We start from the raw sequence: 24,838 nt of genomic DNA, 5'->3' as shown, positions 1-24,838 counted from the left end.
ATTATGTGGTTTTTTATTTATTGCACAATTAATGGCATACATTTTGGAATATCAAGAAGCAAATCGGGTTAACTGCTCAGCTTTAATCTTTGCGTGCTACCCCGGTGGAAAACACTCCAGCAAGAGGTTTACCGGATTTTCCGGTGTTGAGCTGAGTAACAATGAATTCAAAACAAAAGGAGACAACGATGAAAAAACGATTACAGCGGATATGGTGGGGACTCATCACGTTGATGCTGCTCTCTCCGAGTTTTGCGTTGGCAGCCGGAGGAAAGTCTGCGCCTATTGTCCTGGTCGCCGACACCCGAAAACTTGATGGAGTGATGCTCTGGTGGGCTAATCTCTACAATGAAAGTCATTTGTATTTCATGCTTCTGACTGTCGTCCTCATTCCGGTTACCGGCGTGATTTTTGGTGTTATTGCCGACATCATTATGAGCTGGATAGGGATTGATCTGAAAAGCCGGGAATTGGCCGAACATTAAATTGAACTCAATTTCAATCTAAGGAGATACTCATGGAATACGATTGGCTCTATATGCTCATGCCCATTGCCGGCGTCAAAATATTTTGGCCCGGTCTGATTATTCTTGGCGTCGGAGTTGGCATTATTGGTGGCTTCTTTGGAATGGGCGGTGCCTGGATGGTCACCCCCGGCCTGAACATTCTCGGGTTCCCAATGGCCTTTGCCATCGGTACCGATATCGCCCACATGGCAGGCAAATCGCTCATCTCGACAATGCGCCACGGCAAATTCGGTAACGTTGACTACAAACTTGGTATCATCATGCTCGTCGGTACGGTCGTAGGTTTCGAGGCCGGTGCGCAGATGGTTATGTGGCTCGAACGTATTGGTTCCGTAGAAAAAGTTGTGCGCTGGGTGTATATCGCCCTGCTCGCCTTTATTGCCTGGATGGTTTTCCACGATGTTGCCAAGCGTGCCCAGAAAGAAAAAGCCGCTGCTGCGCGTGGTGAAAAACTTGACGTGACAGCTACCGGTGTTGAGTGGCATAAAACCCTGCATAAAATCAAGATCCCGCCAATGGTTCACCTGGAAGTTGCCGGTATCTACTGCAGCGCCTGGCTGCCTATTTTCGTCAGCTTCTTCACAGGCTGGCTCGCCGGTATTCTCGGTATCGGTGGTGGTCTCATTCGTATGCCGGCATTGATCTACATGATTGGTTGTCCTACCCATGTGGCAGTTGGAACGGATCTTTTTGAGGTTGCCATCTCCGGGTTGTATGGTGCAGGAACATACACCTTCAAGGGCCGCACGGAACTGGTCGCAGCCATGGTCATGCTGATCGGTGCTGCAATGGGCGCTCAGGTTGGTGCGGTTGCCACGAAGTATATTAAAGGCTACGGTATTCGAATTGCCTTCGGACTTGCGGTTATCGGCTGCGCCCTGTCTATTCTTATGAAACTGGTGCAACCCTGGGTACCACAATATAAAGCCGTCCTCGACACCGGCTCAACTATTCTGGTCCTCGGCCTGGTAAGTGCGATGTCTATCTACATTTTCGTCAGGATGATAGCCGGTGTAAAAAGAGAACTGGCCCAAAAGCAGCAGAAAATCTAAACCTCCACAGGGGAAGACACCTTCATGAAATGTATTCTCGCCCTTTTCAGCCCGTCTGAGGCAAGGGCGAAAACTAGAAAAAATTTCTAGGGTACTAACCAGGAGAACGCATAAGGAGAACATATGATGAATTTCAGACATATATTGATTTCTGCCGCTGCTGCCGCTATGCTCATGACCATAACCGGTGTCAGTCAAGCAGAATTTGGCCAAGTAGAACAGGGTAGAACCATCGCCTTTGACGCGGAGAAAAAGGAAGTAACTCTGATCCATGACAGCTCCGGAGATCAGACCAAACCCGTTTATGACAAACTGCCACCCGCAGTCTTTAAATTGCCGGCTGACCCGAAAGAAACCGGTCCGGAGCCTAAGGCCGGCCAGCGAATGAAGCTGGACACCGATAAAAAGGTAATCGTCATTTACGATACCAACACCAAAAAACTTGAGACCCTGCCGATCACCATCGTCGATCTGCAGCAGCCCATCGCCAAAGATCATCCTCTGGTTTTCGACAAAGCCGAAAATAAACCAAAGAAAATGCCGATGATCGATAAGGAAAAGAAAACCATTACCATTTACTCCGGACGGCAGAAAATGCTCTGCACCTTCTCAGTGCCGGACAACTACTTCGGCTATCCCGCCAGTACCTGGGATGCCGGTGATGAAGTCCGGATCTACTACAAAGTTGCCGGACAATCACTTCGCTTCATGAACATATCAAAAACGGATATTTTCAAGAAGTAGCAGAAAAAACCAGGCGGGTGGCGAAAACCCCACCCGCCTGTAATATCGTGAGGTCATCATGTCGGAATACAGATTCTTCTTGCTGCAAAAATTGCTGGTACTGGCCATCAATCTATTCATGGTGGTTGCCGTATTCATTGCCATGTATCGGGCTTCACTACACCCTGAAGATTTCAATGCGACCTTTTTCACAACCATCTTCTCACTGCTTATTCCTGGACTGGTGTGCGGGTTTTTGGGAAAGCGTTTTCTTCGCACACGGCAAAACACTGTCACATGATCTTTGAATCAGGAATAGCACGGTGGCAGAAGCTGAGCGGCATTGTCGCCATGATCTTGCTGACCGCGGCGTTGGCGGCCTTTGTCGATGCCATGGTTGGCGGGCTGAAAGGCAACAGCGGCACCATTGACCTGATACCTGGAAGCCGATTTCTCATCAGCGGTCCAATGCCCCCGAAGACTGAGGCCATCGCAGATTTCGTCATTGAAGGACAGTCATCTGACGATTCACTCAGATTAATCCCGGAGGCAATTTTCTCAGGCTACTGGTTCGGGGGATCGATGTGGCGGGGCGTTATAACGGTAGGTCCTGATGCGCTGGAAGGGGAACATACCATTATGGTCAAGGATCGCTACGGGGAAAAACAGAACCCGGCCCTTGTCTTCGCGGTCAGGATATGGCCGGACCTGGCCACCCAAAACGCCCATTCACCATCTTTTCTGACCCGCACTACCGGCATCAATCCTTACATCTTTGCCGGCGGCTTCTTGCTTGGCGGCCTTGTCACCGGGGTTCTGAACTTTTTTTTCGGCTGGCTCTGGGCGAGACACCTTTCCAGCCGTCGTTGTGGAGAAATCTACATACTTCGTCAGACAGACCAGGGAACCGAAGTGACCTGTGACCTCCAGGAAGGTATCTCCGCTGCCCCGGGAATGTCGTGTACCCTCTACCGGCGATTCGGTGCGGCTCTTGGCAGCGCCGTAATTACTGAATGCGATAACAACAAGGCGTGCCTGCTGGTAAAAGACCGCAATCTCGTGAAAATTGGTGATGTTGTTTGTTTTTAGCAGCCGTTGTAAAAGACCGGACTGGTTCGCTCCACTTTATCACGGCCCCGCAACCCGTGTTCCGAGCATTCCTTGGGGGGCCATAATTTTCTTTCATCGGCTCAGCCGGTGAAAGACAAGATGTGTTTCATTCATTTTTACAGTATAGTTACACATCGTTATTATCACGGCGGATGCAGACTTTGGCAGCGCGATACCATTGTTGACATGCGGGGCTTGTATGAATCAGAGAAACTACACTAAACTTTGGTGGCGAAATTGTCTGGCTATCATCGGTTTGTCCGTTTTTCCTCTGCTTTTCGTTACCATCGCCCTTTATACGCTGTTTGACGGCATCTACACGGATAAAGTCACCGAGTCTTTAAAGCGCACCGCTGAAAACCGCCGGGATGCCATTGACCTGTTCTTCAACGAACGCGTCGCCCAACTCTACACCATCGCCAACACCAATACCTTCGCCACCCTCACCGAAGAAACCTTTCTCAAAACTATTTTTGAGGTCATGCACACCAAGTCCAACTCTTTCATGGACATCGGGGTAATTGATGACGAAGGCAATCATCGCGCTTATGTCGGCCCCTATTACAGCATGCTCAAAGAGGTCAATTACAAAAACGAGGCATGGTTTAGTGCCACCAAGGCCAATGGCATTTACATAAGTGATATTTTTATGGGTTTCCGCAAGGTGCCGCACTTTATTATCGCTGTCATGGTCAGGGAAAAGAATACCTCGTGGATCCTCCGGGTTACTATCAACCTGAAAAATATCTACGACATCCTCCAGAATGACCTGGTGGGTGAAGGGAGCGATGCCTTTATTGTCAATCTTAATAACGCGTTAATGACCCAGCCCCGTATTGGGGGGAATTACCTGGAAAAGCCGAAATACCCGGACTTTTCTTCGACGAGTACCACAAATGCAACACGGCGTGTCTTTGAAGGACAAGACAGCTTTTATGCAAGCACCAAAATTTCCTCCACAAAATGGGTGGTGGTGATCAAGGAAGATCCCGATGAGATCCTGTTGCCTTTCCAAACAGGAAAGTACTGGATGATGTTTTTTACCATCTTCGGTTTAGCAATTATTGTTATTGGAGCGATTCTTTTTACCAACGGCCTCATCAACAGGATTCGGAAGACTGATCAGGAAGACGCGTCAAAGTCCGACATGCTGGTCCAGGCCAACAAAATGATTGCCTTGAGCAAAATGGCGGCCGGAATCGCCCATGAAGTCAATAACCCGCTGGCATCGATTGCTGAAGTAGCCGGGTGGATGAAAGACCTGCTGGCGGAAGAGGATATTGCCGCTAATAAAAATTTTGCCGAACTTGATGAGTCAGTTGACAAAATCGAGCAGCAGGTCGCCAGGGCCCGGAAAATCATTCATAATCTCCTTGGTTTTGCGCGCCGGATGGAACCGGCAAAAGAAAAAATCAATATCAACGCCCTCCTGGATGAAACCACCGGTTTCCTGGACAACGGGGCGAGGTATATGAATATCAATATAGAAAAACACTATGCGGAGGATGTCCCGATCATAACCAGCGACCTGTCGCAGATTCAACAGGTTGTTCTCAATCTCCTCAATAATGCCATTGATGCTATCGACCATGACGGAACAGTTACCGTCAGCACCCGTTATCATGAAAAAACCGGCGAGGTTGAAATTTCAGTAGCCGACACCGGTAAGGGGATACCCGAAAGTAATCTGAGCAAGATTTTTGATCCGTTTTTTACAACGAAGGAAGTCGGCAAGGGCACTGGCCTTGGGCTTTCGATCTCATATACTATTATTGAAAAACTTGGGGGCCGAATTTCGGTTGAGAGCAAGGAAGGCGAAGGTACGGTATTTACCATTCTTCTTCCGAAAAATTAAAGGGACATGATGGATACATTACGAGTGTTGATTGTTGATGACGAGGACGATTTCAGAGAAACCATAGTCAAACGTCTTAAGGTACGAAAAGTCCTCGCCGAAGGTGTGGCAAGCGGTATCGATGCGCTTAAGGTTCTTGAAACCCAGGATTTTGATGTCATCGTATTGGATGTCAAGATGCCGAAAATGGACGGCATCGAGACTCTGCGCCATATCAAAAAGCTGAAACCGGAAATTGAGGTCATTATGCTCACCGGCCACGCTTCGGTGGAATTCGGCATCAAGGGAATGCAGCTGGGGGCATTTGATTATGTTATGAAACCGGCCCCGTTGAATGAACTACTCGACACCATTAACCAGGCTTACAACAAAAAACGAGGTTTACCCCACTAGTTTCGATGTAATTTCAACATCAATCTCCTGATATCTTTGCCAACCGGACGTTTTCCCCTCTCACTTTCTTGCCGTATAAGTAAGTGGCACAGCGGAGAAGCCTCCACCTGAAACAAACGGCATGGGATCCTCAAGAAGAATCTTTTCAGGGACTAACGACCAAAACATTGGAAACATCCTATGAGAGTTTGGGAAACAAGTCATCTGCAGGACACTTTGCCGACTGGAAAGACTACCTCGGAACACGTTTACGATTTTGCCGACAGTCAGGCCAACCTGGAAAAGATTCAGCATCACTTTAAGCAGCTCAAAACCAGGCTGGTGCTTGGCCTTGTTCTGGGATTCCTCCTGCCCAACGCCCTTCTATCGATCTATTTTCATTATCAATTTGCCCATACCCTTAAAAACAATGCCAAGCTCAATCTCGAAGCTGTGGCCGAAAGCCAGAAAAACTCCATTGACATCTATCTGCAGGAACGAATTGTCAATCTCAACAATCTCTTCCACAGTAAAGACTTCACCTTACAGCCGACGTCCGAGATCATGAAGAGCTATCTCCAGAACCTGAAAAGGTTTGATGAGGCCTTTATCGATGTCGGTTTCCTCGACGCAAACGGTACTGAAATCGGCTATGCCGGACCATATTCGACTTCAGACATTAATTATAGCCAAGAAACTTGGTATACCAGCTTGATCTCTGAAAAAAAGAAATATGTAGTCAGTGATCTTTCGCTTGGCTCGGACAAATCTCCTCGTTTCACCATCGCCACACGTCAGGAATTTGATGGTCAAATTTTTATCATGAGGGCAAGCCTCAATCCGGATAAGCTCTATATGTTCCTTCGCTCCATAAGCCATGGAAAGAGTATTGATTCCATGATCGTCAACCGCCAGGGGCAGTATCAGGTCGTCGACCTGAGCAAAATCCCCTTCCAGGGAACAAGTACTTTTATTCCGCCTTACAGTTCGCGATCCGGGGTTGAAGAGATTACCAGTGACGACGAAACCGTACTGGTGGCCTACAGCTGGTTCGCGGAAACACCTTGGGCGCTCCTTACAAAACAGCCAGTTTCCGTGGTGCAAACCGGCATGTATTTGGCTCGTTCAATTCTTACCATCAGTCTTATCGTGGTCAGTCTGATTATTTCCATTGTCATCTACTATACCATCAATAAGCTTGTCGAAAACGCCCGGAAGATGGCAGAAAAAGGTCAGCAACTTCAAGAAATGCTGGCGCATGCCTCAAAGCTTGCCTCAATTGGGGAATTGGCCGCCGGTGTAGCCCATGAGATCAACAATCCCTTAGCGATTATTATGGCAACAAGCGGGGTCATCCGCGATATGCTGAACCCGGAATTCGAATTGGACCACAGCGACACGGCAATCAACAAGGAGCTTACAATCATCGACAATGCCGCCACCCGGGCAAAAGGAATAACTAAAAAACTCCAAGATATGGGCAAAACCAGCTCATCTTCCTCGCTGCCCTGCAACATCAACAGCCTGCTCGAAGAAGTCCTGAACCGCTTAAAAAAGACTGAGTTCAAATCAAAGAAGATCGAGGTAGTGAGCCAATTCGACCCCATGCTACCCAATATTATGGCTGAGGCCTATCCCCTCCGCCAGGTGTTCGGCAACATTTTAATCAACGCTTGCGATGCTATTACCGAAGAAGGAACCATTACTATTTCCACTCAAACAACTGAAGAAATGGTGTGCGTCACCATTAATGATACGGGCAAGGGAATTCCTCCCGAGGATTTGAAACGCATTTTCAATCCGTTTTTTACCACGAAAGCGGGTGGAAAAGGCACTGGACTCGGTCTCAGTATAGCCGCCAGCATTGTCAAGTATTGCGGTGGGACCATCAAGGTCAACAGCATTCTCGGTGTAGGCAGCTCCTTTACCGTCCAACTCCCCTTCAATAAACACCAATTAACAGGAAGCCATGGAAAAGAAGCAAAGAGGATTCAAAGTACTATTGGTCGATGATGAGGAATTTTTCCGGGAAGCAACCGCACGGCAACTGACCGTGCGAGGCTTCAAAGTAACAACGGCGGAATCAGGCGAAGCAGCGCTGGATGTAATGCACAACTCCCCGCCGGATGTTGTCGTGCTCGATCAACAGATGCCGGGATTGAGCGGTTCGGAAACCTTCATCGAGATAAAAAAGATCAACCCTCTGGTAGAGGTGATTATACTCACAGGCAACACCAGCGTCGACAATGCCTTGGAATTGTTAAAAATGGGCACCTTCGACTACCTGATGAAACCAATAAACATCGATGAGCTCCTGTATAAGATTGAAGATGCTTACACACGAAAAGCTCTGAATGAAAAACAACAGTAGGCCGTAGTCTATACGCAATATGGTCATTTCAAGGCTGAAAACCGCCAGGGAGCCATAAGGAAATTGTGAAAATGTTGAAATTATCTCCTGACGGCTGATAAATCTTGCGGTTCAGGCAATCCGGGGAATCCACCCCCCACTACATTCCCCGTCGATGAGGAGTGAGACGTATTCATGCTGAAAGAACTGGCCACCTTAACGAGAAAAATCTTTTTCAGAGATCAAGAGCCGGATGTTCCTGAGCTGGAAGCTGCCGAGGTGGAAAGACTTCGCCTCACATTCAAATCACGCTATCACAGCTTCAAGCTGCTGTTGACCGCCAACGGCAAGGTATTGGAGGCAATGGCGGACATGGAGCGTGCTCTTCAGGGCAATGAATCGTTCAGCATGTCCTTTGTCCATACCTGTTGTACCTCCACATCGGTCAATGTCTTCCGTATGATTAACGACATGGAAAACATTGCGCCGGGCAAGTACAGCGGGCTCAGGAACAGCTTTCTCGCTATCCAGCGCCGGATAGACGACCTATTGGGGCAAAAGAAAGACAAAACCGATAAACGTCTGGTCATTCCCCTTGAAAATATTTCCAGTGAAATGACCGAACTGGCCGGTGGGAAGATGGCTAATCTCGGTGATGTCAAAAACCGGCTGCATATGAATGTGCCGTCCGGCTTTGTCATTACCGCCGCCGCCCATGATCTGTTTATGGGTACCGATGGCCTACAGAAAGAGGTCGACAGGATATTTCAGGTAGCCGGCTCCGATGAGGACAGAAATCTTGACCTGGTGAGTTCGCAGATCAGGCAGAAAATTATGGTGGCGAATATCCCTGAGCCGATCCGTCTGGCGGTCGAAGAAGCCTACGCAAAAATGAAGGAGCAAAATGGCGGTCAGGATGTCAGGTTGGCGGTCCGCAGTAGCGCCCATGGAGAAGACGCCAAAAACAGTTCCTTTGCCGGCCAGTACCGCAGTGAACTGAATGTCACCTTTCCACAGTTCTTCTATTATTACAAGCAGGTAATGGCCAGCAAGTACAGCGCCCAGGCCATTGCCTACAAACTCAACCGCGGCTTCAGAGATGAAGATATTGCCATGTGCGTTGGTGTCCTGGCCATGGTAGATGCGGCCTCCGGTGGAGTGATTTATACCCGCAACCCTCTCGACAGCAAGGACGACTCCATTTACATCAATGCAACCTGGGGGCTCCCCAAAACCGTGGTCGATGGCAATGATCTCTGCGATCTCTTCGTTGTTCAGCGGGACAACGACCTGACCATTCTCCGCCGAGATGTAAAAGACAAGGGGTACCGCTTTGTCTGCGGTACTGAAGAGGGCTGCATGCGCACGGAGATTTCCGACGGCGCCAACATCCTGCCCTCCCTCACTGACAAACAGATTCAGGAACTAGCGGAATTTTCCATACAGATTGAACAGTATTATGAAGGTCCACAAGATATCGAATGGGCGATAGCGAACGACGGTAAAATATACTTTCTTCAGTCGCGCCCTCTCCAGCAAGTTGAATCGGTCATGCCATCGATCGATTTCGACTTACAGCAATACGATTCTCTTTTGGTGACTGAAGGCGGCACCAACGCAAGCCCCGGAGTAACCTCGGGAGTTGTCTTTAAGGTTTCAAAGAAAGCGGATATTCTGCAGTTTCCTGAGGGAGCCATTCTGGTTGTAGAGCAGGCACTTCCCACATGGGCGCCTCTGGTTGCCAGGGCCGCCGCCCTGATTACCGAACAGGGTGGCTTTGCCGGTCATCTTGCCAATGTAGCACGAGAATTTGGCATTCCAGCACTTTTCGGGGTCAAGCGCACAATGTCTCTGTTCAATAATGGGGATGTGGTGACGGTAGCCGCCGATCTCGGGCGGGTGTATCGGGGTTGTATTGAACCCCTCGCCAACTGGAAACGGCCGGATGCCAAACTGATGCTCGGCAGCCCTGTCTATGAGACGCTGCGTGCTGTCAGCAGAAATATTATACCTCTCCATCTCCTCGACCCCGAATCAAGGGAATTTACCCCTGAAAATTGTCTCACCTTTCATGATATCACCCGATTTGTCCATGAGAAATCGGTGTATGAAATGTTCCGTTTCGGGATTGACCACAGCTTTTCTGAACGTTCCAGCAAGCAGTTGCACTACAGAGTGCCGATGAACTGGTGGATACTCAACCTCGACGACGGCTTCAAGTATGAAATAAAAGGGAAATATGTCAAGCTTGAGGATATTTCCTCGGTACCCATGCTGGCCTTCTGGGAAGGTTTTGCGGCTATCCCTTGGGACGGACCACCGATGATGGATGGCAAGGGGATGACCTCGATAATGTTCCGGTCAACCATGAACACATCCCTCGTCCCCGGCATTAAAACCAAGTATGCGGATCGCAATTATTTCATGATTTCTAAAGACTTCTGTACCCTCAGTTCGCGCCTCGGATACCATTTTTCCACCATGGAGGCATTGGTGAGTGAGCGGTCGGGGGAGAATTATCTCGGCTTCAAATTCAAGGGCGGTGCAGCCGACTTTGAACGCTGCATGGGCCGCATCAATTTCATCAAAGAAATTTTAGAAAAATACGGTTTCAGGGCCTCGGTCAACGCCGACAACCTTGATGCCCGCCTGGAGGGCCGTGATATGGATTTCATGAAAAGTCGCCTGAGAATTCTCGGATACCTCACCCTCCATACCCGACAGCTCGACATGATTATGGGCAATCAGGCTATGATTAATTTTTATATGGCGAAATTGACCAAGGATATTGATTCGTTGCTCGATAAAGAGAATCCTGAGTGATAAAGGTCCAAATATATGCGTGAGTCGAATTGTCTGCCAGTAGAACCTCCATTATTACTATGAGGATGAAATACTATGACAACCATTCTCGATAACTTACGACAGCTTTATCAGGAGATAAAAAACCGGAAGGGCTCGGTTTCCACCGGCAATTCATCGGAGATGAATACCCTCTTCCGCTTCAGATACAGTCAATTCAAGGATCTGCTCGCCGCCAACTCCAAACTCTTGAACGTGCTGTCCGATATCGATGAGAAGCTCAAAGGCGATCAGTTCTTCGGTTTTTCCTATATTACCAGCCAGATAAACAGATCTCTCAAACATGCCTTCAGTATGTCGAAATGCCTCAATGTCATGGCAAATGGGCAATATAGTGAACTGTACTCGACGCTTGAGAGGATCAGGGGAGAAATCGCTGAAATCAACAATGAGCTGAAGCTGGAAACACCCCCATTTGATGTGCTCCCCTACTCGAAAATTACCATCAAAGATGCTGACTGGGTCGGCGGCAAAAGTGCCAATCTTGGAGAAATTAAAAATAAGCTCGGTATCCCTGTCCCCAAGGGATTCGCTATAACGACCAGGGCCTTTCATGCATTTATCGATTACAACAACCTGCAGGATGAGATCGATAAATTAAAAAATCTCACTGATGTTAATGAATACGACCGGCTGGAAGATATCAGTTCAACTCTTATCCATCTGGTGAAATCAAAACCTTTGCCACCCGCATTGCAAAAAGAAATCTTCGCCGCATGTTCTGAACTCTCGGGTGATACCGGTTCACAGTCCCTCTTTGCCATGCGCAGCAGTGCTATCGGAGAAGACGGCGACCTCTCCTTTGCCGGCCAGTACCTCACCCTCCTCGGTGTGAAACCCGACGAAATAAGCGAGGCCTATAAGGCAATCATTGCCAGTCTCTATTCAACCAGATCCATCTCTTACCGCTACTCAAAAGGTGTCTACGACGAGAATCTCATGATGGCCGTCGCCTGCCTGCAAATGGTCGACTCGGTCGCCAGCGGAGTCCTCTATACTCGCCATCCTTTTGATATCCTCGATGAAAATATCCTTATTAATGCCGTCTTCGGTCTTGGCCCCTATGCCGTTGACGGTATTGTCACCCCCGATACCTATGCAGTCTCCAAAACCGACAAACTCAGATTGCTTGAAAAAACTATTTCCACAAAAACAGTACAGTTGGTTCTCAACAAAAAAGGTGGCGTAGAAGAAATTCCCGTGTCAGAAAAACAACGGTGGTCCGCCTGCCTAACCGACGAACAAATTATCCGTCTCGCCGGTTACGGGGCCGCTCTTGAAAAACACTACAATTGCCCTCAAGATATTGAATGGGCGCTTGATCAAGACGGGACAATAACCATCCTCCAGTCCCGACCATTAAAAATCCAGCAGCCAACCAATAGCTGCCTGCTGAAATCAGCACCTCTCACCGGGCATACGCTGCTCATTGATAGTTGTGAGATAGCGTCGCAGGGTGTCGGCATAGGCCAAGCCTTTCATGTTGAGTCAATCGAGGATCTTGCCGGCTTTCCACCAGGCGGGGTGTTGATCGCCCAGCACTCTTCTCCTGAATACGTGGTTGTAATGCGGAATTGCCGAGCAATTATAGTCCAGGCAGGGAGCGTCAGCGGCCACATGGCAGCCCTAGCCCGGGAGTTCAGTGTTCCAACGCTTATCGCCTCACAACCGGTAACGCGGCTTATTCCGAAAGGATTGGTCGTTACAGTTGATGCCTATTCGGGGCGGGTCTACAAAGGAGAAGTCGAAGAACTCCTCAGCGCCACTCCCATGAATGTCACCCACATGAAAGATACCGCTGTCTACGAACATTTGAAGCGTATTGCCCAGCACATTATTCCCCTTAATCTAACCAATCCTGCCGCCGCCGACTTCTCACCCACGGGCTGCAAAACCCTGCATGATATCGCTCGCTTCTGTCATGAAAATTCCTACAAGGAAATGTTCCAAATAAGTGATTTAGCATCGATATCGCATGGCTGGTCAATGAAACTTGACGCCGCTCTGCCCATGGATATTCACCTCATCGATCTGGGGAACGGTCTCCGGGAAGATGCTGTTACCAAATGGAACTCTATCAAGACTGATCAGATTCAATCAGTACCATTTCTGGCACTTGTGCGAGGAATGCTCAACAAAGAAGTGCAATGCCTTGAACCTCGACCGATTAATTTTTCCGGCCTGCTGTCGGTTATGAAGGAACAGACTCTGGATCCTGGCCATGTCGGCCAGCGATTCGGAGACCGGAGCTATGCAATCATCGCCGACAAATATCTCAATTTCAGCTCAAGAGTTGGATATCATTACAGTGTTGTCGATGCATACTGTGGTGAAACTATCAACAAAAACTACGCTTCCTTCACATTTAAAGGGGGGGCCGCCGACTCAATACGGAAAAACAGAAGAGTGAGGGCCATTGCTCGCATCCTTGAACAAGAAGGCTTCAAGGTAACCGTCAAGGCTGACAAGGTGGATGCGCGTTTGCAGAAATATCCCAAATCCTATATTGAAAGCAGGATGGATATTCTCGGACGCCTGTTGATATTCACCAGGCAGTTGGATATGTTAATGACTACGGAAGACAGTGTGGAATGGGCCGCGAAAAATTTTGTAGCCGGCAACTACCAACTCGCCGCACCTGAAGAAGCTCCGAGCTGAGGCATGCATTCCTTAGATCATGCTATTAACATGGCGGCTTTTGATTATGCGACAGCTTGCCAGTCAAGATTAACCCCCGGCCATCTTTCCCTGAAGGAAGGATGCCTGCTTCCAAAAAGATGATAAATAACTATGGGAAACGTAATTCTTTTAATCATTATTATCGGCTCTCTCATTATTGGTTTAGCCATAGGTGTTAAACTGCGCAACAGACGGAAATAGCCACCCCCGCAATACCGTCCGAACACCCATTTCTTTTGCTCATACAAAAAAAATGGACTGCAGAGAGTCACCCTCCCTGCAGTCCATGACCATGCACGTTATTGATCGATTTCTATCAATGACCGATCTGCAGGCCACATCCTTCGAAGAGGTACATCAATCCAAAACCGTACCACAGAGTATAAAAGACATAGAAGACAAGGGCGAAAACAACCAGAGCGATGTTTTCTTTCCAATCTTCAGCCTTGACCCCATAGTAGTTATAAGCCGGTTCCAGAGCCTTTTTCTGAACCTCGGCAAAGGGTTTGGCATCCTCAAACTTCTCCTGCTTGGTCAAATCGCTGCTGATCTTCTTGAAAAGTACATGCCAATTGTACATGGCTTGCTTCTCGGAGAATCCGTACTTGTCGGCAATCGGTTTGCCCTCATTTTTAAACATAAGGTCGGCATCAGCTAAACTGGCCTTAAGGATGGCTGCCATTTCGCCTTTAACAGCCAGTTCCTTGCCAGCAGCAGTCACCGTCAAACCTCCGGCGGTAAGCTGCTTTGCCGTTTCCGTCGCTCTGACCTCATCATCCAGTTTCACCTTGACATCAATGGCCTTGCCGGCCAGTTTATCGGCCTTTTTGATCGAATCGGGAATAAAGTACGATGACCCTTTGGAGATCATGTTGAACAGATTGTCCATATAATCAAGGCCATTCACCTTCTTGCCACCCATCCCCGGGAAAACCGGCATAAAGATGACGGCCAGCAGGATAAAGAAGCTGATCAGCATAAGGATGCCGCGTGTTTTGAGATTTGCTTGCGAGCTCATATTAATGCCCCCCCTCCGTTTTCAATTTGGAAATATTGCTGAAAAATGCGTAGAACACCCAGATGGCAAAGGCCCCAATAACGATAAAGAACAGGGTGTTGCCGACCATGCCGAGAATCTCACCGAGTTCCTTGGTGATCTTGATATAACCGAGACTCTGCAGTTTCTCCGGCAGGGCGAAAAACCGGTTAATGAAACCAGCGGTAACCGCCAGGGCGAAAAAGCCGCGAATGACGATACCAGGAACAACCTTGGTAACAAGGGAACCGATTTGCACACCGATGAGGGAGCCAAGGAGCATGCCCATGGCCAGGGTGTAGAATACGAAACCATAGAGGGCGTACTGACTGAGGGCACTGTAACCGGCGGTGAAGACGATCTGGAAAATGTCGGTACCAACGGTGGTCATCGACGAAACGCCAAGGCCATATACAAAGATCGGGAAGGTCAGGAAGCCACCGCCAACACCCATGATCGAGGCGGCAAGACCTACAACAAGCCCACTCAAAACCAGAAACAGAGCAGAGATTTTACGGCCACCGGGGGTGACATTTTCATCGAAGGTCAACATTGGCGGAATATTCACCGACTGTATTCTTTTGCCCATCGGTGGAACTTCTTCGCCTTCCACTGCCTTTTTGCCAGCTGCCTCGCCTCGTTTTGCCTTAAAGTAGTCGGTCAGGGCATAAAAAGACAGGAAACCAAGGATAAATACATATACCGAGGTGATGAACAGATCGCTCAAGACCGGATTGAGGTCATAGAGGTAGCGGTTAAGCATACCGCCGACTGTCGCCCCGATCAACGAGCCGATCAAGAAGGTCACCGCCAGAGAAACAGAGATATTGCCAAGTTTCCGGTGCAGAACGCTGCCCATGATCGCTTTGGCGAAGATGTGGAAAAGGTCGGTACCTACTGCCAGGATACCTTTGACGCCTGCGCTCATCAGCGCCGGAGCAATAATGAAACCACCGCCGGCGCCGATGCAGCCGGTAATAAGACCCGCGCAGAGACCAACAAAGACCGATGCGAAAAAGATCAGGTTGGTGTAGTACGACGGCATATAAGCTGATTTACCGCCCAGAGCATTGGGCAAGCCTGGCCCATCGCCGGCAGCGATAGCAATACCGCCAATCAAAACCGGCAGGAGCATAAGGAGAAGAAGCCCTTTCCTCTTCCGGCTCTGCAGAATGTTGGTCGACATCTCCAGCTCCCAACGGGCATGGGCTTGCGACCCCTGCACCATCAGGTTGTAAAAGTCCTTGACACTACTCATAATGTACTCCCTTTCTTGGTAATTTTAGTTGTTTGCAGAATACGCCCAGGCCCTTTATGCCACGTAGAGGTGGATCAAGCATGCTTGGACATATTCCTCTTAATTTGCGCTTGTTCAATCTTGTCCTGTTGGATCCGTTTCTTTTCGTATGCATCGGTTAGTTTTTCGAGAAGCGACTCAAGTTCGATCGGTTTCATTAAATAATCGAAGGCCCCCAGCTTCATCCCTTCAATTCCTGAGTCGACCGAGGCATGACCGGTCAGCAGAACGACCTCGACCAAAGGTTTCATTTTGCGAATCCGCCGCAGAGTCTCGATGCCGTCCAGGCCTTGCATTTTCACATCAAGAACGACGACGTCAACTGCATTGTGTTCAAGGATTTCGAGAGCCTTTTCTCCGCTCTCCGCACCTCTCACCTCCAATCCCCGTCTTTCCAGTCTTTTTAAAGTTATGTCGCGAAATTCCTGCTCATCGTCGACTACCAGTACACTGAATTCCGTCATCAAGGTTTTCCTATTTAAGTACCAGAATCATTTCAAGGAAGAAGCATTGCCAAGCGAATTGAAAACCCGGTTGAAACAACCATGGAGATTTTCCCAGGCTGAATTTCGTTCAACCACCGCATGTGCACCTGCGCCTAAAATTCGCTCCCTTTTCTCTCGGGACAAATTGCGCCGTACCAGAGCCACGGCCCGCATCCCCCCGATACTTTTGACAAAACGAATTACGCTCAAGGCCTCTTCATCATTATTCACCGCATCGGCCAGAATGAGATCGGGCAGGAAGGTAAGGATTTTATACTCCGCACCTTTGCCAAACGCCACGCTGTCCATGAAGCAATTGGCCTTCCGGCCAAATTGTTCTGAAAACAGCTTAAAAAACTCATGCGCAGCCTTTCTCCCCCGCTTGGCCGAACAGACAAAAAGGACCTTGCGCGCATTGATCGGCAATATGCCTGCCGGGATCGGCATATTATAATGCATAAGAAATCCGACCAGAGCCTCCTGCCGCACCTTTCGTTCGCCCCGGGTAACAATGATTTCCAAACCGTTCTTCTCGATCCAGTTGTCGACGCGGGCTACCGAGACTCCACAAAGCAGCGCCACCTGTTCAATCTTCAAGACCGGTGCGCCTTCTTTCTCTGTATTTTCCGCCATTACCATTCGTTACGCCTGAATCTATTAATCGACTGCGTGTTCTTAGCAATTTCCTTTATCCTGCGGCCTTGATTTGCTGGCAAACAGCCTGCTGTAATTCCGTGCCCCCTTTTTAGCAACTTTAGGGCCACACTCAAAAAACTCTTGATAAATCCATATATTTTCTATAATTCCAAATATATACCAGACATATACTACACCCTCCCTCTTCGACAACCCAAAGCCTCCAGTATAGCCCGTATAGGTTTGGTGCCTGGATTGCCTTCATCTGAAAGTTATGTTCTTGTATTTACCATGAAAATAGGCTATGTGCAGAAAAGGTGACAGAGCACGGAACAATTCCAGATTATGGAGAGAAATGGTGACAAAAAGAAAGGAGTTCGGAGACCACCCAACTCAGAAACTGCACAATCCACTGGAAATCAACAGCAATGAAAACAGTCTGGTAAGGATTCTCGAGAAACAGAAATCCGACCTGGTGATCCGCGTTTTACAAAAACATGAGGAACTTCAGGCCGGCAAAGAATTCACCCAGAAGATTCTCACCAGCCTGACTGAACTGTTTTTCCTCCTCGACAAGGATCTGTGCGTCATCCAGTGCAACAATGAATTCACCTCTTGTCTCGGATATGCCCCCGGCAAAAACGAGCCACTCTACTTAGCCGATCTGGTAAATCAGGAAAATCTCACGATGATCCAAGATGCCCTTGCTGATGGAGAATTCGAGATCATCGAGACTAACCTCCGGGCAAAAGATGGCCGAGAAGTGCCGGTCACCCTCAAGGGTTCCACCTACGTCACTGAATCCGGGAGGGTGTTGCATATGTTTATCGCCTCCGACAAAAGTGATTTCTACAAGATGATGTCCCGGATGCGCGAGGTTCAAGACCAGCTGACCCACTCCGCCCGCCTTGCCAGCCTTGGGGAGATGGCTGCCGGCATCGGCCACGAGCTTACTCAGCCGTTGAACGTTATTTTGCTGCTGGCAAGAAATGGATTGAAAGCCTTGCAGGATCCCCTGGCAAACAGAAAAATGCTTGAAGATAACCTCAATATTATCATTGATCGTGTCAATAAGGCATCAAGCATCATTAACAGCCTGAAGAGTTTCGCCAGCAAAGCAAAAGACACCATGGTCCCGGTCAATATCAACGTCATTATCCTTGATATCCTTAATTTCTTTGAATCCCAGTTCACCCTCTCCGACATCGGCCTCTATCTGAACCTTGAAACCCAGCAAACGGTGGAAGTCATGGGTCAGGAGGTCAAGTTCGAGCAAGTCTTTTTTAATCTCATTCAAAATGCTATCCTGTCGATGGGTAAAACCACCGAACCGAAGCTGACGATCAGCACCGCGATCAAGCCCTCCATTAACCCGACAACCCTTCGCGAAGAGCCTTTTGTTCTCATCGCCGTCCGCGATAACGGCGAGGGTATCCCTCAAACCAATCAGGATAAGATCTTTGATCCTTTTTTCACCACCAGGGCAACCGGTTCCGGCATGGGCCTCGGATTGTCCATTGTCGACCGGATTGTCCGCAGTTTTGGCGGATATATCAAGGTTGACAGCACGCCGAGCGAGGGGACCTGTTTCACTGTCTATCTTCCGGCATATCTTGAGAAAATTTGACGGCCTTGCCGAGACCACTAAACGACCAATTACCGACGTTTGCCAAGGATATAGAAAATGAACACTACCAACAAAGCCGAATCCACAATAAAGAACATAATGGTCGTCGACGACGATAATTACCTGCTGATGGCCATCGGTCAGACCTTGACCCTGTCCGGTTATATCGTCCATACCCATACTTCGCCGATCGAGGCCCTCGAACACCTGAGGGACCTCGAATATGCAGCAGTAATCAGTGACATCAAGATGCCGGCCATGGACGGGTTACAATTTCTTGTCCATGTCAAGGCGATCGATCCGGAGCTGCCGGTCATCTTGATCACCGGTCACGGAGATATTGCCCTGGCCGTTACCGCCATCCAAAGTGGTGCCTATGATTTCCTGCAAAAACCGGTCGACGAAGACACCCTTTTGGCCTGTCTGGTGCGGGCTGTTGAGAAACGCCAGCTGGTTCTTGAAAATCGCCGGCTGAGCACGACTTTGGTCGAGCAACGTGAGGACCTGACCCGTTTCTACGGCCTCATCGGCAACCATCCTGCTATGCACCGTCTCTATGATATCATCAAAGCGGTGGCAGTTGAGACCGATCCGGTAATGATCCACGGCGAAACCGGTACTGGTAAGGAACTGGTTGCCAGAGCAATTCATGAAATCGGCTCCCGGGCTGATCAGCCCTTTGTCGCGGTGAATATGGGGGCAATGCCGTCGGAGATGATCGAGTCGGAACTTTTCGGTTATGTCAAAGGGGCCTTTACCGGAGCGGCGCAGCGAAAAATCGGCAAATTTGAATTCGCCAGGAACGGCACCTTGTTTCTTGATGAAATCTGCAGCTTGCCCATCTCACTGCAGGCGAAGCTGCTGAGGGTCCTTGAAGAAAAGGCCATCACCCCGCTCGGCAGCAACACCGCGCTGCCTATCGGGGCACGCATCGTTGCCGCCACCAACAAGGATCTGGAAAAGGAAATCGCCAAAGAAACCTTTCGTCAAGATCTCTACTTCCGGTTGAATGTCCTGCCGGTACACATTCAACCCCTGCGGGAGAGAAAAGAAGACATCCCCCTCCTGGTCGAGTTCTTTCGGCAGGAGTACAGCTACGGCAAGATGCAGGCTCCGGCCCCGTTCAGTCCGGAAACCATCCGCGAAATCAACGAAAATCCCTGGCCCGGCAATGTCCGTGAACTGCGCAACCACGTGCGCAGGCTGTGCATCCTCGGCTCCCTTGACAGCGAAAAAAGCAGCGAAGACAGCATATGCCACCGCCCACCCGAGCTGGAAAAGAAACTACCGCTGAAAGAGTTCCTCGATCAGACCGAGAAGGCGTATATAATCGATATACTGAGTGAAACAAAGGGACAGGTTGCCCCAACCTATGGGAGGCTGGGGATTTCCCGGAAGAGCTTCTACGACAAGATCAATAAGTTCGGGATCGATCTCAACTCTTTCAGGAAAATGGCAAAAAGCGCCGATTGAAGAAAAGATTTTTTCTATCAGGCCGGTGTTTAGAGGAGCGAGCAAGGGTCGATCGACACAGTCTTGCCGGGAAACTCTTGCCCAAAAAATACAGCTGCGTTGAGCAGCGTATCTCCTCTAACAAAAAGTACACCCTTGGGCATAACCAACAGTTTTTCTGCCTGATCAAGGAAAGATTCTAATATTCGGATACATCCCCTCCATATGACCAAACTGGAAAGGCTGAATGGTGTTAAGGGACAACCTCTGGTTTTTCTGGGCGTGCCCTGCCTTTTCTCCATTTTCAAAAAAAGCGCCATTGACATCAAGTATGTGAAAAATACGGTCCTTAAAAGCCTTGAATAAGAGCATGCCATCTCCCTCGAAATGCATCCTCCCTTTAGAGAACGCTCCCCGCAAAGTACCCAATTCCTCCAGGGAAATACTGTTTTCAGCGAGCTCAGCAGCATTACGGATCAAACCCCAGACAAAATGTTCGGGGGGGACTGCCAACGGCTCTTCAATATCAATAATGGTATGGGGCATAATGATGCAGCCTTTGCCGACTTTCAGCCTCGCCTGTTTTTTACCAAACAGGAAGCTGTTGAAGCCAACAAAGCACCCTCTGCCCATATCCGCCTCAACAATCTTCGCTCCATGGGCGGTGACGTTATAGCCTTCAAGAGATGAATTGATAATGAAACAATTTTCCTGGGCGTTCGAGCCTTTACCGAGGCTCGAATTTTCAAGATATGCCCGCTGCGAAACAAGAACATTGTCGGCAATCCGCATATTCGGCAGAACTACGGCATAGCGATCCAGGGAGGACGATTTGGGAACCGACTCAATCGCCTCAATATTGGCATAATCGAAGACCCTTTGAAACTCGGCCTTGCGCTGTTCAATAAAGTCGACGAGAATCCCCCACGGCACTTTTTCGGGGGAAAGAGAGACGTATTCCGCCAAAGTATCCGTAGGATATTTATAATAAAAATTAAAATTTCCGGGACTGTTCACCCAAATTGTTCCAGGAGAAATATCCATGTGGGAAATCTCTCCGGCCTGGATATACGAATAGGTACCGATCACACAATCACGCATGGTGGTCAGATCCACGGTGGCAAAAGGGCCGAGGAATGAGCCATCGCATGGCGAACCATGGATATTCGAATAATCCATGGCCAAGGTATCTTTAATATAGAATTTCTCAGGAGTTTCGGGATCATGGGAATAGTTATGGACAAGGGTCTTGACTAACGCGCTATCTTCAATATCGATAAGTTCATCCTTGCTCATGGTCAGGGTAAACCGGTCGAAGCGGATGTTCTGATCCTTGCGCTTCAATTCATCGCCACGGATATCGCTTTTGTAGAGCAAAGAATTTCTGACTCGGCATTTGCCGAGGAAATAGCTGCCGGCCAAAGCTGAGTGCTCGAAGTGCAGATCGAGGGGATGGCCCGGAGTAATGCCGTAAAAGGCATAAAACTTACTCATCTGGTCCGACGGAAAAAGGGTGACCGCGAAGGGACTGACGTCAAAATGAAGTTCGCGAAGATTGATATTGATCCGTTGAACTATCCTGTTGAAGAGTATTTCCAGTTCTTTCATATCGCTCTCGATGTATTTTCAACATCTTATAGAAAAAATTTACACTTTTCTCCACCTTGTTTTTCTATGCTTCGGCCGCCATCATCCCATGAAAAAGCGCGGCAAAAACATCGGAGACTCGCAGAACGCCAATGATCCTCTTTTCCCGGATCACCAGCAATGACATGTGGCCACCGGCTATTAATCTATGAATAGCGATATCAAGAGTGCAGTCCTCAGAGACGAATTCGCCGGGCGTGGGGGCCTGCATAAATTCTTCAACTTTTTTTTCCGCCGCCTCTATCAGGGTTTCTTTCTTGATGATTTTTCCCTGCAAACGATATCTGTCCCTGAGGTCAGTCAGGTAGTTTTCACTGAAGCGAAAATGACGAATTTCATCGATTTCCCCGGTCACCTCGACTTCCGGCTGTATGGCTTTCAAAGCTCGAAGCTGGCTAATTTTCCCGACCACACTCCCTGTTGAATCGAGAACCAATATGGCCCGGTGCTGATACTTGCTGACAGTATAGGCTTCCTGAGCCTTTTCCAGCACCTGTAGAGCTTCAAGAAAAGTTGTACCCACCGTTACCGTGGCATACTCAGAAATGGGGACCATCAAATCCTTCACAAGATAGCGTTCCATGTTATGTCCCAAGCAGAAAAAAAAACTACCAAACAGGGTTCATCCTGCTACCCAACTCTACCAAAACCATAATAGTGCAAAATCGGACATGCAGCCCCCCTCTTCTTGTGCATGGCTGCATCGATCAAGACTACATGTCGATTCTCTTGCCTTACTGTGTTTTCAGCGTACCAACACCCAGCCGTGAAGAATTGCAAGGAGTCGAGAATATAACCGAACTCTCAACATCTCGCAGGAAATCAATCAGGCGGGCCTGGATAAGTTCCTTTTTATTTCCGCTTGTTCGATTTTATCCTGATGAAGCCGTTTCTTCTCGTATGCATCGGACAACTTCTCGACAAGCGGTTCAAGATCGATAGGTTTCATTAAATAATCAAAGGCCCCGAGTTTCATGCCCTCAATTCCCGAATCAACCGAGGCATGACCGGTCAGCAGGACCACCTCGACCAAAGGTTTCAGGGTACGAATCCGCCGCAAGGTCTCGATGCCATCCAAACCCGGCATTTTCACATCAAGGAGAACAACATCGGTATAGCTGTGTTCGAGGATCTCCAGGGCCTTTTCTCCACTTTCCGCGCCTTTCACCTTCAAGCCGCGTTTTTCTAGTCTTTTTATTGTAATATCGCGAAACTCCTGTTCATCATCGACTACCAGTACATTAAACTCTCTCATGGCATTTCTCCTTTTTGGATTTTAAAATTCCTTCTGCGAAGGCACCCATCGTCGCCAATCACTGCCCCGATCCGAGGTTAACAATCGGTAAAACAACGGTAAAGACCGCACCTCCGCTGGTCCTGTTGGCGGCACTTATGGTTCCGCCGAGCTTCTTGACAATGTCATAACTGATATAGAGTCCAAGTCCGGTTCCCTTGCCCGGATCTTTGGTGGTAAAAAAAGGATCGAAAATTCGTTTCAGATTTTCAGGCTTAATGCCGTGGCCGCTGTCGGCAAACTCGGCAACCAGATTATTACCATCTACCGAGGTGCTAATCTGCAGCACCCCGTCCTGATCCAATTCATCAATGGCATTATTGATGAGATTTAGAAACACCTGCTGCAGCTGAGGTCCGTCGGTTGTGGTGCCAGGCAGATCCTCGGCGAACTTTCTGACGATGACGATATTATTATATCCGGCATCTCTTTCGACAAAGGAAATAGCTTCTTCAATTAAATGATTGATTTGCACATTCTCTTTCTCCGCCGATATCTTTCGCGAAAATCCGAGAAGCCGATGGGTGATTGCCCCAGCCCGACGCACGTGTTGTTTGATCTGTTCTATGGATTTTTGATATTCGCCAAGATTCTTGATCTTGTCCGGGTCCTCTTCCGGCAGCAATTCGCCAATCCACCCGGCCTGACTGGTGATCATCTGCAGCGGATTGTTAATCTCATGGGCAATTCCGGCGGCGAGCCGGCCAACCGTAGCCATCTTCTCCATCTGCACCAACTGAAGACCAAGTTCAGAGCGCTTGCGATCCTCTTTCTCGATCCGCTGTAAAAAATAGCTGATCAGTATGCCGGCAATAAGAAGAAAGATTGCACTTGTTGAAATAATCCCGATAATAATACTTTTACTGAGACGGTAATACGGTCCGAGTGAATCATCGACCAAGGCCTTGACAATGAGGCACCATTGGCCGTCCTTCACCCATCTGGTGGCAATGATGGTCTCGCTTCTTTTAGTGATCGCCACTGCTTCCAAGTTGGTGGTCGAGGCTTTATCCGCAGTGTCGACGACCCCGCTTCCTTCTCGATTGATTGTTTTGGTCCCTTCATGGTGTTCCAGGAGAAGCCTGTCTTCACTGGTCAACTCAGTCTGTCCCGATCGGCTTGGTGTCTGGAGCACACCTTCTTTATTGACGATAAAAGACTCTCCATGCGGGCCCATCTGCGAGCTGAGGAGAAGTTTATTGAACTGATCGGAATTGATCGTCGCCCGCAGCACATACGTCTTCAAAGGATCAGACACCGCCACCACGAAGTGCGGTACATTGCGGAAACCCAGAAAGACATCACTGACATGGCTGCCGCCAATCAAAACATCCTGAAACCATTGGGTATCATAATAATTTTTCCCGACAAGGCTCTCAGCGTACGGGCCGACATAGGCCATTTGCTTGCCGGAAGAATTGATAACATGCAAATCGACAATGCCACCAGCCTTATTAATGGCGATGAACAGCTTATCAAGGTTTTCCTGCTGACCGAGAAAGGAAACTGGATACATGCCGACGATCATCGTCAGTAGGTCTTCTTTTTCCTTGAGAAAGAGGGCGACAACGTCCTTTTTATGCTCAATTAACCTGCCGATTGACACTTCGATTTTCTCGATCGCCGCATCACGAAGACTACTGGTGGTCACCAGAATCAAAATAGTCACCGGCACGATTGTCAGAAAACAAAAAACACTGATCAATCGCCACCATACCTTTTTGTAGTGGCTTATTTCCATATCGGTATCCATCCTCTTAGAACCTTAGAAATTTGCGGCTTGCCCTTAGAATGCATTTGGTGAAAAGGGCGAGGAGCAACCGGTCCGCCTTCA

General features: G+C 48.7%; 21 protein-coding genes. 13 read left to right on the top strand and 8 right to left on the bottom strand.

The window, feature by feature from the left end:
• Nucleotides 1-188 precede the first annotated feature (188 nt).
• The 11 genes from OEL83_09310 (at nt 189) to OEL83_09260 (ending at nt 13,509) form a co-directional block, all read left to right on the top strand.
• Complete coding sequence (locus OEL83_09310) at nt 189-485, top strand: hypothetical protein (GenBank protein ID MDK9707236.1); 297 nt, start codon at nt 189-191, stop codon at nt 483-485.
• Between the two features lie 32 nt (nt 486-517).
• Nucleotides 518-1,579 carry a sulfite exporter TauE/SafE family protein gene (locus tag OEL83_09305; GenBank protein ID MDK9707235.1) on the top strand — a complete coding sequence of 354 codons (1,062 nt, stop codon included), beginning with the start codon at nt 518-520 and terminating at the stop codon, nt 1,577-1,579.
• A 123-nt stretch (nt 1,580-1,702) separates the two neighbouring features.
• Nucleotides 1,703-2,323: a DUF4881 domain-containing protein gene (locus tag OEL83_09300; protein MDK9707234.1), complete on the top strand. Its 621-nt coding sequence runs from the start codon at nt 1,703-1,705 to the stop codon at nt 2,321-2,323.
• A 58-nt stretch (nt 2,324-2,381) separates the two neighbouring features.
• Complete coding sequence (locus tag OEL83_09295) at nt 2,382-2,603, top strand: hypothetical protein (protein ID MDK9707233.1); 222 nt, start codon at nt 2,382-2,384, stop codon at nt 2,601-2,603.
• Nucleotides 2,600-3,391, top strand: a complete 792-nt coding sequence (locus tag OEL83_09290) for a hypothetical protein (GenBank protein ID MDK9707232.1) — start codon at nt 2,600-2,602, stop codon at nt 3,389-3,391. The genes OEL83_09295 and OEL83_09290 overlap by 4 nt, the downstream gene beginning before the upstream one ends.
• Nucleotides 3,392-3,611: 220 nt before the next feature.
• On the top strand, nt 3,612-5,267 hold the full coding sequence (locus OEL83_09285; protein MDK9707231.1) for an ATP-binding protein: 1,656 nt from the start codon (nt 3,612-3,614) through the stop codon (nt 5,265-5,267).
• Between the two features lie 9 nt (nt 5,268-5,276).
• Nucleotides 5,277-5,660, top strand: a complete 384-nt coding sequence (locus tag OEL83_09280) for a response regulator (protein MDK9707230.1) — start codon at nt 5,277-5,279, stop codon at nt 5,658-5,660.
• Nucleotides 5,661-5,840: 180 nt separating this feature from the next.
• The gene (locus tag OEL83_09275) at nt 5,841-7,652 is read left to right on the top strand and encodes an ATP-binding protein (protein ID MDK9707229.1); all 1,812 of its coding nucleotides are present in this window, start codon (nt 5,841-5,843) and stop codon (nt 7,650-7,652) included.
• Nucleotides 7,609-8,010 (top strand): response regulator, encoded by a 402-nt coding sequence (locus OEL83_09270; GenBank protein ID MDK9707228.1) that lies wholly within the window; start codon nt 7,609-7,611, stop codon nt 8,008-8,010. The genes OEL83_09275 and OEL83_09270 overlap by 44 nt, the downstream gene beginning before the upstream one ends.
• Nucleotides 8,011-8,184: 174 nt before the next feature.
• Complete coding sequence (locus OEL83_09265) at nt 8,185-10,812, top strand: PEP-utilizing enzyme (protein MDK9707227.1); 2,628 nt, start codon at nt 8,185-8,187, stop codon at nt 10,810-10,812.
• Between the two features lie 75 nt (nt 10,813-10,887).
• Nucleotides 10,888-13,509: a PEP-utilizing enzyme gene (locus OEL83_09260; protein ID MDK9707226.1), complete on the top strand. Its 2,622-nt coding sequence runs from the start codon at nt 10,888-10,890 to the stop codon at nt 13,507-13,509.
• Between the two features lie 337 nt (nt 13,510-13,846).
• Here the strand turns inward: OEL83_09260 and OEL83_09255 are convergent, their stop codons facing one another.
• The 4 genes from OEL83_09255 to OEL83_09240 all read right to left on the bottom strand — a co-directional run bounded on the left by OEL83_09255 (nt 13,847) and on the right by OEL83_09240 (nt 16,981).
• The gene (locus tag OEL83_09255) at nt 13,847-14,548 is read right to left on the bottom strand and encodes a hypothetical protein (protein MDK9707225.1); all 702 of its coding nucleotides are present in this window, start codon (nt 14,546-14,548) and stop codon (nt 13,847-13,849) included.
• A 1-nt stretch (nt 14,549) separates the two neighbouring features.
• Nucleotides 14,550-15,824: a sulfite exporter TauE/SafE family protein gene (locus tag OEL83_09250; protein ID MDK9707224.1), complete on the bottom strand. Its 1,275-nt coding sequence runs from the start codon at nt 15,822-15,824 to the stop codon at nt 14,550-14,552.
• A gap of 74 nt (nt 15,825-15,898) precedes the next feature.
• Nucleotides 15,899-16,327: a response regulator gene (locus OEL83_09245; protein MDK9707223.1), complete on the bottom strand. Its 429-nt coding sequence runs from the start codon at nt 16,325-16,327 to the stop codon at nt 15,899-15,901.
• Nucleotides 16,328-16,354: 27 nt separating this feature from the next.
• Entirely contained in the window at nt 16,355-16,981 is a 627-nt protein-coding gene (locus OEL83_09240; protein ID MDK9707222.1) for a hypothetical protein, read from the bottom strand.
• A 358-nt stretch (nt 16,982-17,339) separates the two neighbouring features.
• Between OEL83_09240 and OEL83_09235 the strand changes: the two genes are divergently transcribed.
• Complete coding sequence (locus tag OEL83_09235) at nt 17,340-18,611, top strand: ATP-binding protein (GenBank protein MDK9707221.1); 1,272 nt, start codon at nt 17,340-17,342, stop codon at nt 18,609-18,611.
• A gap of 57 nt (nt 18,612-18,668) precedes the next feature.
• On the top strand, nt 18,669-20,084 hold the full coding sequence (locus tag OEL83_09230) for a sigma-54 dependent transcriptional regulator (protein ID MDK9707220.1): 1,416 nt from the start codon (nt 18,669-18,671) through the stop codon (nt 20,082-20,084).
• A 165-nt stretch (nt 20,085-20,249) separates the two neighbouring features.
• Here OEL83_09230 and OEL83_09225 read toward each other — a convergent pair whose 3' ends face one another.
• The 4 genes from OEL83_09225 to OEL83_09210 all read right to left on the bottom strand — a co-directional run bounded on the left by OEL83_09225 (nt 20,250) and on the right by OEL83_09210 (nt 24,745).
• Nucleotides 20,250-21,671: a transferase gene (locus OEL83_09225; protein MDK9707219.1), complete on the bottom strand. Its 1,422-nt coding sequence runs from the start codon at nt 21,669-21,671 to the stop codon at nt 20,250-20,252.
• 64 nt (nt 21,672-21,735) lie between these two features.
• Nucleotides 21,736-22,293: a CBS domain-containing protein gene (locus OEL83_09220; GenBank protein ID MDK9707218.1), complete on the bottom strand. Its 558-nt coding sequence runs from the start codon at nt 22,291-22,293 to the stop codon at nt 21,736-21,738.
• A gap of 243 nt (nt 22,294-22,536) precedes the next feature.
• Entirely contained in the window at nt 22,537-22,965 is a 429-nt protein-coding gene (locus OEL83_09215) for a response regulator (GenBank protein MDK9707217.1), read from the bottom strand.
• A gap of 58 nt (nt 22,966-23,023) precedes the next feature.
• Nucleotides 23,024-24,745: an ATP-binding protein gene (locus OEL83_09210; protein MDK9707216.1), complete on the bottom strand. Its 1,722-nt coding sequence runs from the start codon at nt 24,743-24,745 to the stop codon at nt 23,024-23,026.
• Nucleotides 24,746-24,838: the final 93 nt, after the last annotated feature.

Origin of the sequence: Desulforhopalus sp. (assembly GCA_030247675.1) — a bacterium.
Classification (GTDB): domain Bacteria; phylum Desulfobacterota; class Desulfobulbia; order Desulfobulbales; family Desulfocapsaceae; genus Desulforhopalus_A.
The sequence above is the reverse complement of the archived record's forward strand: the minus strand, read 5'-3'. Positions and strand labels throughout refer to the sequence as shown.

Bases quoted from the DNA above. Each gene is read 5' to 3' on its own strand.
- OEL83_09310 (MDK9707236.1), top strand. From the start codon at position 189: ATGAAAAAACGATTACAGCGGATATGGTGGGGACTCATCACGTTGATG.
- OEL83_09305 (MDK9707235.1), top strand. From the start codon at position 518: ATGGAATACGATTGGCTCTATATGCTCATGCCCATTGCCGGCGTCAAA.
- OEL83_09300 (MDK9707234.1), top strand. From the start codon at position 1,703: ATGATGAATTTCAGACATATATTGATTTCTGCCGCTGCTGCCGCTATG.
- OEL83_09295 (MDK9707233.1), top strand. From the start codon at position 2,382: ATGTCGGAATACAGATTCTTCTTGCTGCAAAAATTGCTGGTACTGGCC.
- OEL83_09290 (MDK9707232.1), top strand. From the start codon at position 2,600: ATGATCTTTGAATCAGGAATAGCACGGTGGCAGAAGCTGAGCGGCATT.
- OEL83_09285 (MDK9707231.1), top strand. From the start codon at position 3,612: ATGAATCAGAGAAACTACACTAAACTTTGGTGGCGAAATTGTCTGGCT.
- OEL83_09280 (MDK9707230.1), top strand. From the start codon at position 5,277: ATGGATACATTACGAGTGTTGATTGTTGATGACGAGGACGATTTCAGA.
- OEL83_09275 (MDK9707229.1), top strand. From the start codon at position 5,841: ATGAGAGTTTGGGAAACAAGTCATCTGCAGGACACTTTGCCGACTGGA.
- OEL83_09270 (MDK9707228.1), top strand. From the start codon at position 7,609: ATGGAAAAGAAGCAAAGAGGATTCAAAGTACTATTGGTCGATGATGAG.
- OEL83_09265 (MDK9707227.1), top strand. From the start codon at position 8,185: ATGCTGAAAGAACTGGCCACCTTAACGAGAAAAATCTTTTTCAGAGAT.
- OEL83_09260 (MDK9707226.1), top strand. From the start codon at position 10,888: ATGACAACCATTCTCGATAACTTACGACAGCTTTATCAGGAGATAAAA.
- OEL83_09255 (MDK9707225.1), bottom strand. From the start codon at position 14,548: ATGAGCTCGCAAGCAAATCTCAAAACACGCGGCATCCTTATGCTGATC.
- OEL83_09250 (MDK9707224.1), bottom strand. From the start codon at position 15,824: ATGAGTAGTGTCAAGGACTTTTACAACCTGATGGTGCAGGGGTCGCAA.
- OEL83_09245 (MDK9707223.1), bottom strand. From the start codon at position 16,327: ATGACGGAATTCAGTGTACTGGTAGTCGACGATGAGCAGGAATTTCGC.
- OEL83_09240 (MDK9707222.1), bottom strand. From the start codon at position 16,981: ATGGCGGAAAATACAGAGAAAGAAGGCGCACCGGTCTTGAAGATTGAA.
- OEL83_09235 (MDK9707221.1), top strand. From the start codon at position 17,340: ATGGTGACAAAAAGAAAGGAGTTCGGAGACCACCCAACTCAGAAACTG.
- OEL83_09230 (MDK9707220.1), top strand. From the start codon at position 18,669: ATGAACACTACCAACAAAGCCGAATCCACAATAAAGAACATAATGGTC.
- OEL83_09225 (MDK9707219.1), bottom strand. From the start codon at position 21,671: ATGAAAGAACTGGAAATACTCTTCAACAGGATAGTTCAACGGATCAAT.
- OEL83_09220 (MDK9707218.1), bottom strand. From the start codon at position 22,293: ATGGAACGCTATCTTGTGAAGGATTTGATGGTCCCCATTTCTGAGTAT.
- OEL83_09215 (MDK9707217.1), bottom strand. From the start codon at position 22,965: ATGAGAGAGTTTAATGTACTGGTAGTCGATGATGAACAGGAGTTTCGC.
- OEL83_09210 (MDK9707216.1), bottom strand. From the start codon at position 24,745: ATGGAAATAAGCCACTACAAAAAGGTATGGTGGCGATTGATCAGTGTT.